Below are 12131 nucleotides of genomic sequence, written 5' to 3'. Positions count from 1 at the left end.
CTCTGGCGTAACCTTACGGGTGAGTAGGTATGCTCGCAAGGATGCCGAGCGCCCCCACCTTCAAGCGGCTGCCCCGATCCGTCCGGGAGCAGCAGATGCTCGACGCCGCCGTGAAGGTGTTCTCCCGTCGTGGGTACCACAGCGCCAGCATGGACGACATCGCCGAGGATGCGGGCATTTCAAAACCCATGGTCTACGCCTACCTCGGCACCAAAGAGAGCCTTTTCACCGCGTGTCTCCACCGCGAGGGAACCCGGCTGATGGAGGCGATCGCCGGCGCCGCCGCGCCCGAACTGCCCCCCGACGAACAGCTCTGGCGTGGCCTGCGGGCCTTCTTCGGATTTGTCGGCGCGCACCGCGACGGCTGGTCCGTGCTCTACCGGCAGGCGCGCGGCGAGCAGCCGTTCGCCGACGAACTGTCGGTGATGCGGGCCCAGGTGATCGAGGTGGTCGCCGGCCTGCTGGGCCGCAACCTGCCCACCCCGGCGCCCGGCGCCCGCCAGGTCCGCGACACGGACCTGGAAATCATGGCGTACGCGCTGGTCGGTGCCGCCGAGTCGGTGGCCGACCGGCTCGCCGACCACCCCGACGAGGAACCCGAACCGCTGGCCACCCGACTGATGAACGCCACCTGGCTCGGTGCCGGACAGCTCCGCCTCGGCGAGGTCTGGCACCCGCCCACCCCGGACCAGCCCTGACCCCTACCGGAGCGTTCCGGTCAGGTGCGGGCGACCGGAATCGGCGTCGTGCAGGGCGAAGTCCCAGGCCGGGGTGGCGCTGAAGGCGACCGTACCCGGCAGTGGAATCGGCAGTTTGAACAGCACCTCGACCGCGTACGCGTCCGGTAGGCGCCCCTCCAGCGCGGCCAGGCAGCGGGCCTTGCTCCACATGCCGTGTGCGATCGGGCGCGGGAAACCGAGCAGGCGGGCGCCGAGCCGGGAGGTGTGGATCGGGTTCCGGTCGCCGGAGACGCGCGCGTAGTCCGTACCCACTCGGGCGGTGACCGGCCATTGTCCGGTGGCGGCCGGCGGCGCCGGGCGGTCACCGGGCTCGTGCCGCTCGTCCGCCGTCGGGGTTGGCTCCCGGCGCAGGTACGTCGACACCTCCTGCCAGACCGGCTCACCGCCGACCGAGGCGGTGGACAGCACATCGAACTGCCGGCCACGCGGATGCGACCGCGCATCGGCGGTACGCACCGACAGGTCCAGCGGTTCGCCCGCGTCGACCGCCCGGTGCACGGTGATCCGGTTCGCCACGTGCACCAGCCCGAGCAGCGGGAACGGGAAGTCCGGTGCCGTCATCAGCCGCAACGCCAGCGGAAACGCCAACACGTGCGGGTACGTCGCCGGCAGCGTGTCGGTGAGCCGGAACCCGCACACCCGGTCGTACGCGGCCAGGTGGCCCCGGTCGACGGTGACGCCCCGCAGCAGCAACTCCGTACCCGGCAACGGTGCCTCGACGTCGGGCCCGCCGGCCTGCGCCGACGTCGACCGGCGACGGCCCGGCAGCAGCGCGGTGACCGCCCGCCGGTAGAGCGCCCCGGTGGCCGGTGCGCCGCTCAGCTCGATCCGCTCGTCCCGGTCCGGGTTGGACATCACGCCCCCAGCAGGCTCTGGCCGCAGACGCGGACGATGTTGCCGGTGACTCCGGCGGAGGTCGGCGCCGCGAACCAGGCGATCGTCTCGGCCACGTCCACCGGGAGCCCGCCCTGCGCCATGCTGTTCAGACGTCGACCGGCCTCACGCAGGCCGATCGGCATCCTGGCGGTCAGCCGGGTCTCGATGAAGCCCGGCGCGACCGCGTTGATGGTGATGCCCCGTCCGGCGAGCACCGGTGTCATCGACTGCACCAGCCCGATCACCCCGGCCTTGGCGGTGGCGTAGTTGGTCTGGCCCCGGTTGCCGGCGATGCCGGCGATCGAGGAGACGCTGACCAGCCGCCCGCCGGCCGGGATCAGATCGCGGTAGAGCAGCAGGTCGTTGATCCGTTCCTGGCTGGACAGGTTCACCGCCAGCACCGAGTCCCAACCGGCGGCATCCATCCGGGCGATGGTCCGGTCCCGGGTGATGCCGGCGTTGTGCACCACGATGTCGACCCGGCCGTGCCGGTCGCCGAACAGGTCGGCGAGGCGGGTCGGCGCGTCGGGCGCGGTCAGATCCAGTTGTACGGCGCTGCCCCGGATGTCGTTCGCCACCTCGGCGAGCAGGTCCCCGACGGCCGGTACGTCCAACGCGACCACGTGCGCGCCGTCCCGGGCGAGCACCTGCGCGACGGCGGTGCCGATGCCCCGGGCGGCCCCGGTGACCAGGGCGACCTTGCCGGCGAGCGGCCGGTCCCAGTCGATCCGTTCCCGGTCGCCGTCGTCGCCGGGGCCCGGATCGCTGATCCGGACGACCTGCCCCGAGACGTACGCGGACCGGCCGGAGAGCAGGAAGCGCAGCGTCGACTCGATAGCGGTCCCGGCGTTACGGTCGACGTAGACGAGTTGGGCGGTGATGCCCCGGCCGAACTCCTTGCCGATGCTGCGGGTCAGTCCTTCGAGGGCACGCTGCGCGGTCGCCTCGCGCGGGGCGGCGCACACCTCCGGCGGGGTGCCGAGCACGATCACCCGCCCGCTCGGTTGGACCGACCGGGCGTGTGCGTGGAAGAAGTCGTAGAGCGGCCGGAGCCCGGTGGAGTCGGTGACCCCGGTGGCGTCGTAGACGAGCGCCGCCGGCCGGCTGCCGGTGGGCGTTGTGGCGGCGGGTGTTGTGGTGGTGGGTGTTGTGGTGGTGGGTGTTGTGGTGGCGACCGGCGTGGTGGTGGTTGACGGGTCGGCGAGTTCGATGCCGGCGGCGGTGAGCAGTTTGGCGACGGGTTCGCGCAGCCGGCCGCCGGGGGCGGCGTCAAGCAGCACCGGACCGGGCACGAGTGGATCGCCCGGCCGGTATCGGCGCAGTCTGGGCGGATCGGGCAGGCCGAGTCGCTTGACGAGGGCGCGGCCGGCGCCTGAGTTCGCGAAGCTCGCGTACCTGTCACTCATAGGCGTAGCCTACTGGTGAGTAGGTTTGAGGCAAGCCCTGAACGAGGAGACGGGAACGTGGAGACCGTACGTCGCGTCGCGGTGCTCGGGGGTAATCGCATCCCGTTCGCCCGTTCCAACGGCCGCTATGCCGACGCATCCAACCAGGACATGCTCACCGCCGCGCTCAACGGACTGGTGGCCCGGTTCGGGTTGGCCGGGGAGCAGATCGGCGAGGTGGTCGCCGGGGCGGTGCTCAAGCACTCGCGCGACTTCAACCTCACCCGCGAGGTGGTGCTCGGCTCCCGGCTCGACCCACGCACCCCGGCGTACGACATCCAGCAGGCGTGCGGCACCGGGCTGGAGGCGACCATCCTGGTCGGCAACAAGATCGCCCTCGGGCAGATCGACGTCGGCATCGCCGGTGGGGTGGACACCACCTCCGACGCGCCGCTCGCGGTCAACGAGGAGTTCCGGCGCACCCTGCTCAAACTCAACTCCGCCCGTACGCCGATCGCCCGGCTGCGCGCGGCGGCCCGGCTGCGCCCACACCAGCCGTTCCTGCCCGAGACGCCGCGCAACGCCGAACCGCGTACCGGGCTGTCGATGGGCGACCACGCGGCGATCACCGCCCTGCGCTGGGGCATCGGCCGGCAGGCCCAGGACGCGCTCGCGCTCGCCTCGCACCGGCGACTCGCCGCCGCGTACGAGCGCGGCTTCTTCGACGACCTGGTGACTCCCTACCTTGGGCTGACCAGGGACGCGAACCTGCGACCGGACACCTCGATGGAGAAGCTCGGCGCGTTGCCGCCGGTGTTCGGCACCAAGGGCCCCGGTCGGGCGGGCGCCACCATGACGGCCGGCAACTCGTCCCCGCTGACCGACGGCGCGTCGACCGTGCTGCTCGCCTCGCAGGAGTGGGCCGCCGCGCACCATCTACCGGTGCTGGCGTACCTGACCTTCTCCGAGGTGGCCGCGGTCGACTTCGTACACGGCGACGAGGGGCTGCTGATGGCCCCCGCGTACGCGGTGCCCCGGATGCTGGCGCGGGCCAAGCTGAGCCTGACCGACTTCGACTTCTACGAGATCCACGAGGCGTTCGCGTCGCAGGTGCTGGCCACCCTCGCCGCCTGGGAGTCGGCCGACTTCTGCAAGGACCGCCTCGGCCTGGACGGCCCACTGGGCACCATCGACCGATCGAAACTGAACGTGACCGGCTCCTCCCTCGCCGCCGGCCACCCGTTCGCCGCCACCGGCGCCCGCATCGTCGCCACCCTCGCCAAGCTCCTCCACGAGGACGCCCGCGACCCCGCCGGCGCCTCTGCCTCCGCCCGCCCCCGCCGCGGCCTCATCTCCATCTGCGCCTCCGGCGGCCAAGGCGTAGTAGCCATCCTCGAACGCTAACCCCCACCCCCGCCCCCACCCCCCACCCCCCACCCCCACCCACAACTCGTTGATCATGAAGTTAACAACCGATTTTGACGCTCGGGAGTGCGTTAACTTCATGATCAACGAGTTGGGGCGGGGCGGGTCAGGCGGTGGTGGTGAGGGTGTCGTATTCCTGGTCGGTTAGTTTGATTGAGGCGGCGCCTAGGTTTTGTTCCAGGTGGGCGACGGTTGAGGTGCCGGGGATGGGGAGCATTGCCGGGGAGCGCTTGAGCAGCCAGGCGAGCGCCAGTTGGGCCGGGGTGGAGCCGTGGTCGCGGGCGATCCGGACCAGTGGGCTGCCCTCGCGGGCGAGCGGGCCGCTGGCCAGCGGCGCCCACGGGATGAAGCCGATGCCGTGCTCGGCCGAGTAGTCGAGCAGCGCCTCGGCGTCCCGGTGACCGACGTTGTAGCGGTTCTGCACCGAGACGATGTCGGCGAACTTCGATGCCGCCTCGACGTCGGCGACCGACACCTCGCTCAGCCCGATGTGCCGGATCTTGCCCTCGTCCTGGAGCGCCTTCAGCTCACCGATCTGGTCGGCCAGCGGAACCTGCGGGTCGATCCGGTGCAACTGGTACAGGTCGATCCGGTCCACCCCGAGGTGGCGCAGGCTCAGCTCCGCCTGCTGGCGCAGGTACTCCGGACGACCCACCGCCGTCCACTGTCCCGGCCCCTGGCGAGTGAGCCCGGCCTTGGTCGCAATAACCAAATTCTCCGGGTACGGGTGTAGCGCCTTCCTGATCAACAGCTCGGCGGTGAACGGGCCGTACGAGTCGGCGGTGTCGATGAAGTCGACGCCCAGTTCGACCGAGCGCCGCAGTACGCGTACCGCCTCGTCGGGGTCGCGTGGGTCACCCCACACACCGTCGCCGGTGAGTCGCATCGAGCCGAATCCGAGCCGGGTCACCGGCAGGTCTCCACCGAGCAGGAAGGTGCCGGAGGGTGACGCGCTGACGGTTGCGTCTGTCATCTGGACTCCATGGTCAACTGATCTGAACGAACAGGTCAGTCTAGGTCGGGTGGGGCGCCTCGACCAGCTCGGTTGATCACTGCCCCCGGACCTGGTTGCCTGGGGGCCATCACTTTTCGGGCCAGGTTGCCTGGGGCCGTGACTCCTCGGGCCCGGTTGCCTGGGGGCCATCACTCCTCGGGCCCGGTTGCCTCGGGAGATCACTGCTCGGGCATGGTTGCCCGGGACGACCACCCCTCGGGCCGGAAGGAGCGCGGCGATGTCGAGCAGGGCTGCCCTCGCGCCACTGCGTCACCGTGCGTTCCGCTATCTCGCCGTCGGCCGGTTCGTGAACGTGCTCGGCAACTCGGTGGCGCCGACCGCGCTGGCCTTCGCCGTACTCGATCTGACCGGGTCGGTGCGTGACCTCGGCCTGGTGGTCGGGGCCCGGTCCCTGGCCAACGTGATTTTCCTGCTCTTCGGCGGGGTGCTCGCCGACCGGCTGCCCCGGCAGCTCGTGATGGTCGCCTCCTGCACGCTGGCCGCCGTCACCCAGGCGGCCGTCGCCGCGCTGGTGCTGACCGGGCACGCGACGATCCCGCTGCTGCTCGTACTCAGTGCGGTCAACGGCACGGTGAGCGCCTTCGCCTTCCCGGCCGCCGCCGCCCTGATGCCGCAGACGGTGCCGGCGGACCTGCTCCAGTCGGCGAACGCGCTCAGCCGGCTCGGCGTCAACATCGGTTCGATCGGTGGCGCCTCGGCCGGCGGGATTCTGGTCGCGGCGGTCGGTCCGGGCTGGGGCATCGCCGTCGACGCACTGACGTTCGCGCTGGCGGGGCTGGCCTTCGCCGGCGTACGGGTGGCCGGGGTGCGGGACCGGACGCAGGCTCGGCGCAGCACCTGGATCGAGTTGCGGGAGGGCTGGACCGAGTTTGTCTCGCGTACCTGGGTCTGGGTGGTGGTGCTCGGCTTCATGGTGCTCAACGCCGCGCTGAGCAGCGGGGTCGGCGTACTCGGCCCGGCCGTGGCCGACGAGACGATCGGCCGCAAGGCGTGGGGGCTGGTGCTCGCGGCCCAGACCCTGGGCCTGGTGGCCGGGGCGCTGATCGCCCTGCGGGTGCGGGTCCGCCGGCTGTTGCTGCTCGGGGTCGCCTGCATGCTCGGATCGGCGTTGCTGCTGGTGGCGCTCGCGGTGGCGCCGGTCTTCGCGCTCCTGGTGCCGGCCGCGTTCGTCGGCGGTCTGGCCATGGAACAGTTCGGCGTCGCCTGGGAGACCTCGGTGCAGCAGTACGTGCCGGCCGACCGACTGGCCCGGGTCTACTCGTACGACGCGCTCGGATCGTTCCTGGCGATCCCGCTCGGCCAGATAGCGATCGGGCCGGTGGCGGTCGCCCTCGGCAACGAGACGACCCTGCTGATCGCCGCCGGGCTGGTCACCGTCTCGGTGCTCGGCATGCTCGCCAGCCGGGACGTACGTCAACTGCCCAGCCGGCCGCCGGTGACGCCGGAATCGGTGCCCCTGGCGACGGCCACTGTCGGAGGGTGACCGCGGGGGCGGTACCCGCCACCGTCCAACCGCCGACAGTGGAGATCGTGACCGAGGTCGTACGATCCGTCAGGAAGGTCCGACAGTCGGAAAGGGGTTCCATGAGCACCGGGGTCGAAACGCTTGAGTTCCAGGCCGAGGCGCGCCAGCTCTTGCAGTTGATGATCCACTCGATCTATTCGAACAAGGACATCTTCCTGCGCGAACTGATCTCCAACGCCTCCGACGCGCTGGACAAGCTGAGGCTGGAGTCGCTGGTCGACAAGGAGTTGCAGGTCGACACGTCCGATCTGCACATCGAGATCGAAGTCGACCGGGAGCAGCGCACGCTGACCGTACGGGACAACGGCATCGGCATGTCGCGGGACGAGGTCGTCGGGCTCATCGGCACGATCGCGAAGTCCGGCACCGCCGAGCTGCTGCGGCAGCTGAAGGAGACGAAGGACGCGGCGGCGTCGCAGGACCTGATCGGCCAGTTCGGAGTCGGTTTCTACTCCACCTTCATGGTGGCCGACAGGGTATCGCTGGTCAGCCGGCGGGTGGGCGAGGAGGACGGCACCCGTTGGGAGTCGGACGGCGCCGGGACGTACACCATCGAGCCGGTCGCCGACGCACCGCAAGGCACGGCCGTCACCGTGCACCTCAAGCCGGAGGACGAGGAGGACCAGCTCTTCGACTACACCGGTGAATGGAAGATCAGGGAGCTGGTCAAGCGCTACTCCGACTTCATCGCCTGGCCGATCCGGATGCAGGTCGAGCGGCCGGTCACCGACGGCGAGGGTGACGACGCCCCGAAGCACGAGGTCAAGACCCTCAACTCGATGAAGGCGCTCTGGGCCCGGCCCCGCAACGAGGTCGGCGACGACGAGTACAACGAGTTCTACCGGCACGTCAGCCGCGACTGGAACGACCCGCTCGAAATCATCCGGATGAAGGGCGAGGGCACCTTCGAGTACGAGGCGCTGCTCTTCATCCCGTCGCAGGCGCCGTTCGACCTGTTCACCCGCGACGCCAAGCTCGGCATCCAGCTCTACGTCAAGCGCGTCTTCATCATGGACGACTGCCAGGCGCTGATGCCGGAGTACCTGCGCTTCGTCAAGGGCGTGGTCGACGCGCACGACCTCTCGCTCAACATCTCGCGGGAGATCCTCCAGCAGGACCGTCAGATCCAGCTGATGCGTCGTCGCCTGGTCAAGAAGGTGCTGTCGACGGTCAAGGACCTGATGGCCCAGGACGCCGACAAGTACGGCACCTTCTGGCGGGAGTTCGGCCGGGCGGTCAAGGAGGGCCTGCTCAACGACTTCGAGAACCAGCGTGCAATTCTCGACATCTCCTCGTTCGCCTCCACCCACGACCCGGAGCAGGTGGTCACGCTCCAGCAGTACGTCGACCGGATGAAGGAGGGGCAGACCGACATCTATTACATGACCGGCGAGTCCCGCAAGATGATCGAGAACTCGCCGCACATGGAAGCCTTCAACGCCAAGGGCTACGAGGTGCTGCTGCTCACCGACCCGGTTGACGAGATGTGGGTCGAGGCGGTCCGCGACTTCGACGGCAAGCAGTTGCGGTCGATCGCCAAGGGGCAGGTAGACCTGGACGCCGACGGCGAGGACAAGGCCGACGAGCCCGAGCGCGACCAGCAGAAGGAGGAGTACGCCGCGCTGCTCACCTGGCTGTCGACACAGCTTGAGGAGCAGGTGAAGGAGGTACGCCTCTCGTCCCGCCTGACCACCTCCCCGGCGATCCTGGTCGGTGACGCCCAGGACATGACCCCGACCCTGGAGCGGATGTACCGCGCCATGGGCCAGGAGGTGCCGCAGATCAAGCGGGTCCTCGAACTGAACCCGACGCACGCGCTGGTCACCGGCCTGCGTAAGGCCCACGAGCAGCGCCCCGAGGACCCGGCGATCGCCGAAACCGCCGAACTCCTCTACGGCACCGCCCTGCTGGCCGAGGGCGGGGAACTGACCGACCCCGCCCGTTTCGCCCGCCTCCTCTCCGACCGCCTCTCCCGCACTCTCTAAAAACCGCGTTGATCATGAAGTTAGCGACGATTTCGAGCCTGAATTTTGTCGCTAACTTCATGATCAACCGAGTGTGGGGGTGGGTGGGAGCGGGGTGGGGGTGGGGGGTGGGGGTGGGTGCGGGAGGATTGGGGGTGTGACGGTAAGCGGGCAGGGTCGGGTTCAGGTTCCCAATGTGCTTGCGGGGCGGTATGCCTCGGCCGAGCTGGTGCGGCTCTGGTCGCCGGAGGAGAAGATCCGGATGGAGCGGCGGCTCTGGCTCGCCGTACTCCGGGCCCAGCGGGATCTCGGTGTGGCGCTGCCGGACGGCGTGGTCGAGGCGTACGAGCGGGTGCTGGACCAGGTCGACCTGGAGTCGATCGCGGCCCGTGAGCGGGTCACCCGGCACGACGTCAAGGCGCGGATCGAGGAGTTCAGCGCGCTGGCCGGGCACGAGCACGTGCACAAGGGCATGACCTCCCGCGACCTGACCGAGAACGTCGAGCAGTTGCAGATCCGGGCCTCGCTGGAGCTGATCCGGGACCGGGTGGTCGCCACCCTCGCCCGGCTCGCCCGGCTCGCGGTCGAGCACTCCGACCTGGTCATGACCGGACGCTCACACAACGTGGCGGCGCAGGCGACCACGCTGGGCAAGCGGTTCGCGTCGGCCGCCGAGGAACTGCTGATCGCGTACGAGCGGCTGGACGACCTGATCAATCGGTACCCGCTGCGGGGCATCAAGGGTCCGGTCGGCACCGCCGCCGACCAGCTCGACCTGTTCGACGGCGACGACGAGCGGCTGGCCGAGCTGGAACGGCGGGTCGCCGGGCACCTCGGCTTCAGCCGGGTCCTGTCCAGCGTCGGCCAGGTCTACCCGCGCTCGCTCGACTTCGACGTGCTGGCCGCGCTGGCCCAGACCGCGGCGGCACCCTCGTCGCTGGCCACCACCATCCGGCTGATGGTCGGCCAGGAGCTGGTCACCGAGGGCTTCCGCCCCGGCCAGGTCGGCTCCAGCGCGATGCCGCACAAGATGAACACCCGGTCCAGCGAGCGGGTCAACGGGCTCGCCGTGGTCATCCGGGGTTACCTGTCGATGGTCGGCGAGCTGGCCGGCGACCAGTGGAACGAGGGTGACGTCTCCTGCTCGGTGGTCCGCCGGGTGGCGTTGCCGGACGCCTTCTTCGCCGCCGACGGCCTGTTCCAGACCTTCCTGACCGTGCTCGACGAGTTCGGCGCGTACCCGGCCGTGATCGCCCGTGAGCTGGACCGCTACCTGCCGTTCCTGGCGACCACGAAGCTGCTGGTGGCGGCGGTCCGCCGGGGCGTGGGCCGGGAGGTGGCCCACGAGGTGATCAAGGAGCACGCGGTCGCCGTCGCGCTGGCCATGCGGGAGAAGGGTACGACCGAGAACGACCTGTTCGACCGGCTCGCCACCGACGGCCGGCTCGGACTGGGCCGGGCCGAGATCGACACGCTGGTCGCGGACCGGTCCGCGTTCGCCGGTGCGGCATCGGCCCAGGTACGGGCGGTCGCCGACCGGGTCGCCGAGGTCGTCGCGACGCACCCGAAGGCGGCCGGGTACGAGCCCGCCCCGATCCTCTAGAGCGGTCCGGTATCGGGCCAGCCCGCTGGCCCGATACCGGCAACGGTCAGGTCTCCGGGGTAGGGGTCGGGGTCTCTGCCGCACTGCGCAGGTCGGGCGCGCTGGGCGGCTCCGAGACTCCGATCGGACCGGGCAGGATCTCCGCGCTGTGGGCCAGGTCGGCCGCGAACAGCGGCTCGTCCGGCAGCGGTGTACGCGGCTGTTCGCGGATCACCACGGCCGTGCCGTACGCGCAGAGTTCCATCCACATCTCGCCCACCTCGCGATGGTCGAAACGCATGCCGATCACGGCGTTCGCGCCGAGCCGGCGGGCTTCTTCGCCCAGATTGGCCACCGCCTCCGTCCGCCACCGGGTGAGGTTCTCCGGTGCTTTCGGGTCGTATGCCCCACCGCGGAGGTTCTTCACCCCTTCGCGGTACGGGTTTCGGGTTCGGGCCATCGATGACACTACTTCGCCGAGGACTGCGCGGATCTCGTACCCGGGAAGGACATCCGTCGTCACGACCAGCACGTGTTGATGCTGGCAGAGCCGGGGTGGCGGCAATTGTGAGGCCTGTTCACGTCGGCTCATGCTGCAAAACCGCGCGCGCCGGTAGAACGGCGTGCGGAGCGTGCAACGGCCCGTAACCTCGTGCGGAGGGTGCAATGCGCGTCGCGTACCCGTTTGGCGCGGGCGGCGCGAACGTCGCCGCGAGCGGGTGAAACAGCGCGGCGCGGACGGCCGGGGTGATCCGGAACGTCCGCGCCGTACCCCTGAGGAGGACTAGACCCCGGCCACGGAGGTGATCCAGGACCGGTTGTAGGCCACGCTGCCGTAGTTCTGGATGTTCGCGCCGTCGGCGGTGGAGGCGACGCCGACCTGGGCACCGTTGTAGAACTCCGGCCCGCCGGAGTCACCGCGCCAGGCGTTGCCGTTGACCCGGGTGCTCCGGATCGCCCGGCCGCCGTACGCGTCGGTCACGTTGGTGCTGGTGACCCGGACGTTGGCGGTCTTGAGCGTGGTCGAGGCGCCGCAGCCCTCGTAGCAGGTCATGCCCCAGCCGTAGATCGAGTTCGTCGAGTTGACCGGCGGGTAGGCGCTGGACAGCGGCGCGTACGAGGTGCTGATCGCGGTCGAGAGCTGGAGCAGGGCGAGGTCGTAGCGGCTGGAGGACGACGAGACGCCGCTGGTGACGCCGCCGGAGGTCCGGTTGACGCTGCCGACCCGAACCGACATCGTGCCGCTGACGCAGTGCCGGGCGGTGAGCACCCAGCGGGACGCGATGATGGTGCCGGAGCAGGTGAACGAGCCGTTGCTGAAGACGGCGGCGGCCCACGGGGCGGACGAAACCGTACCGCCGCCGATGATCAGCGGGGTGACGTCGTTCGCGGCGGCGGCGGAGGGGGCGACGAACGCACCGACCAGCGCGGTGGCGACCGTCACCAGGGTGAGGCGGATGCGCATGAAGGGGCTCCTTCCGGGGGGCGGCACCCGGGGTTTCCGGGTCGGGCTGAGCCACCGACGGCGGTTGGGTGTCCGCCGTACGGGTTTGAAGATCAAACGTTTGGTGTGACGAACCAGACGTTCGACGCCACACGCTAGGACGTTCGTCGTCCAT

General features: G+C 70.1%; 10 protein-coding genes. 5 read left to right on the top strand and 5 right to left on the bottom strand.

What is annotated here, in order from left to right; translation table 11 throughout:
* Positions 1–41: 41 nt before the first annotated feature.
* Positions 42–698 (top strand): TetR/AcrR family transcriptional regulator, encoded by a 657-nt coding sequence (locus OG792_RS32390; RefSeq protein ID WP_329105360.1) that lies wholly within the window; start codon positions 42–44, stop codon positions 696–698.
* Between the two features lie 3 nt (positions 699–701).
* On the opposite strand, the gene OG792_RS32385 is transcribed toward OG792_RS32390, so the two are convergent.
* Together OG792_RS32385 and OG792_RS32380 are read right to left on the bottom strand one after the other, a co-directional pair.
* Complete coding sequence (locus tag OG792_RS32385; protein WP_329105358.1) at positions 702–1595, bottom strand: MaoC/PaaZ C-terminal domain-containing protein; 894 nt, start codon at positions 1593–1595, stop codon at positions 702–704.
* Complete coding sequence (locus OG792_RS32380; RefSeq protein ID WP_329105356.1) at positions 1595–3022, bottom strand: 3-oxoacyl-ACP reductase; 1428 nt, start codon at positions 3020–3022, stop codon at positions 1595–1597. Before OG792_RS32380 ends, OG792_RS32385 begins: the two co-directional genes overlap by 1 nt.
* A 57-nt stretch (positions 3023–3079) precedes the next feature.
* On the opposite strand from OG792_RS32380, the gene OG792_RS32375 reads away from it, so the two are divergent.
* Complete coding sequence (locus tag OG792_RS32375; protein WP_329105354.1) at positions 3080–4405, top strand: acetyl-CoA C-acetyltransferase; 1326 nt, start codon at positions 3080–3082, stop codon at positions 4403–4405.
* A gap of 127 nt (positions 4406–4532) precedes the next feature.
* Here OG792_RS32375 and OG792_RS32370 read toward each other — a convergent pair whose 3' ends face one another.
* A complete protein-coding gene (locus OG792_RS32370) occupies positions 4533–5399 on the bottom strand; it encodes an aldo/keto reductase (RefSeq protein ID WP_329105352.1) in 867 nt (288 codons plus the stop codon).
* A gap of 259 nt (positions 5400–5658) precedes the next feature.
* Here OG792_RS32370 and OG792_RS32365 point away from each other — a divergent pair, with 259 nt between their 5' ends.
* The 3 genes from OG792_RS32365 to purB all read left to right on the top strand — a co-directional run bounded on the left by OG792_RS32365 (position 5659) and on the right by purB (position 10533).
* Entirely contained in the window at positions 5659–6924 is a 1266-nt protein-coding gene (locus tag OG792_RS32365) for an MFS transporter (protein ID WP_329105350.1), read from the top strand.
* Between the two features lie 101 nt (positions 6925–7025).
* Positions 7026–8951: a molecular chaperone HtpG gene (gene htpG, locus OG792_RS32360; RefSeq protein ID WP_329105348.1), complete on the top strand. Its 1926-nt coding sequence runs from the start codon at positions 7026–7028 to the stop codon at positions 8949–8951.
* Between the two features lie 136 nt (positions 8952–9087).
* Positions 9088–10533, top strand: coding sequence for an adenylosuccinate lyase (purB, locus tag OG792_RS32355; RefSeq protein ID WP_329105346.1), 1446 nt, complete (start codon positions 9088–9090; stop codon positions 10531–10533).
* A 46-nt stretch (positions 10534–10579) separates the two neighbouring features.
* Here the strand turns inward: purB and OG792_RS32350 are convergent, their stop codons facing one another.
* Both OG792_RS32350 and OG792_RS32345 read right to left on the bottom strand, forming a co-directional pair.
* A complete protein-coding gene (locus OG792_RS32350; RefSeq protein ID WP_442932338.1) occupies positions 10580–11044 on the bottom strand; it encodes a YbjQ family protein in 465 nt (154 codons plus the stop codon).
* A 252-nt stretch (positions 11045–11296) separates the two neighbouring features.
* Positions 11297–11977, bottom strand: a complete 681-nt coding sequence (locus OG792_RS32345; protein WP_329105342.1) for a S1 family peptidase — start codon at positions 11975–11977, stop codon at positions 11297–11299.
* Positions 11978–12131: the final 154 nt, after the last annotated feature.

Origin of the sequence: Micromonospora sp. NBC_01699 (assembly GCF_036250065.1) — a bacterium.
Classification (GTDB): domain Bacteria; phylum Actinomycetota; class Actinomycetes; order Mycobacteriales; family Micromonosporaceae; genus Micromonospora_G.
The sequence above is the reverse complement of the archived record's forward strand: the minus strand, read 5'-3'. Positions and strand labels throughout refer to the sequence as shown.

Coding starts and splice junctions, on each gene's coding strand:
- OG792_RS32390 (WP_329105360.1), top strand. CDS start 42: ATGCCGAGCGCCCCCACCTTCAAGCGGCTGCCCCGATCCGTCCGGGAG.
- OG792_RS32385 (WP_329105358.1), bottom strand. CDS start 1,595: ATGTCCAACCCGGACCGGGACGAGCGGATCGAGCTGAGCGGCGCACCG.
- OG792_RS32380 (WP_329105356.1), bottom strand. CDS start 3,022: ATGAGTGACAGGTACGCGAGCTTCGCGAACTCAGGCGCCGGCCGCGCC.
- OG792_RS32370 (WP_329105352.1), bottom strand. CDS start 5,399: ATGACAGACGCAACCGTCAGCGCGTCACCCTCCGGCACCTTCCTGCTC.
- OG792_RS32365 (WP_329105350.1), top strand. CDS start 5,659: ATGTCGAGCAGGGCTGCCCTCGCGCCACTGCGTCACCGTGCGTTCCGC.
- htpG (WP_329105348.1), top strand. CDS start 7,026: ATGAGCACCGGGGTCGAAACGCTTGAGTTCCAGGCCGAGGCGCGCCAG.
- OG792_RS32345 (WP_329105342.1), bottom strand. CDS start 11,977: ATGCGCATCCGCCTCACCCTGGTGACGGTCGCCACCGCGCTGGTCGGT.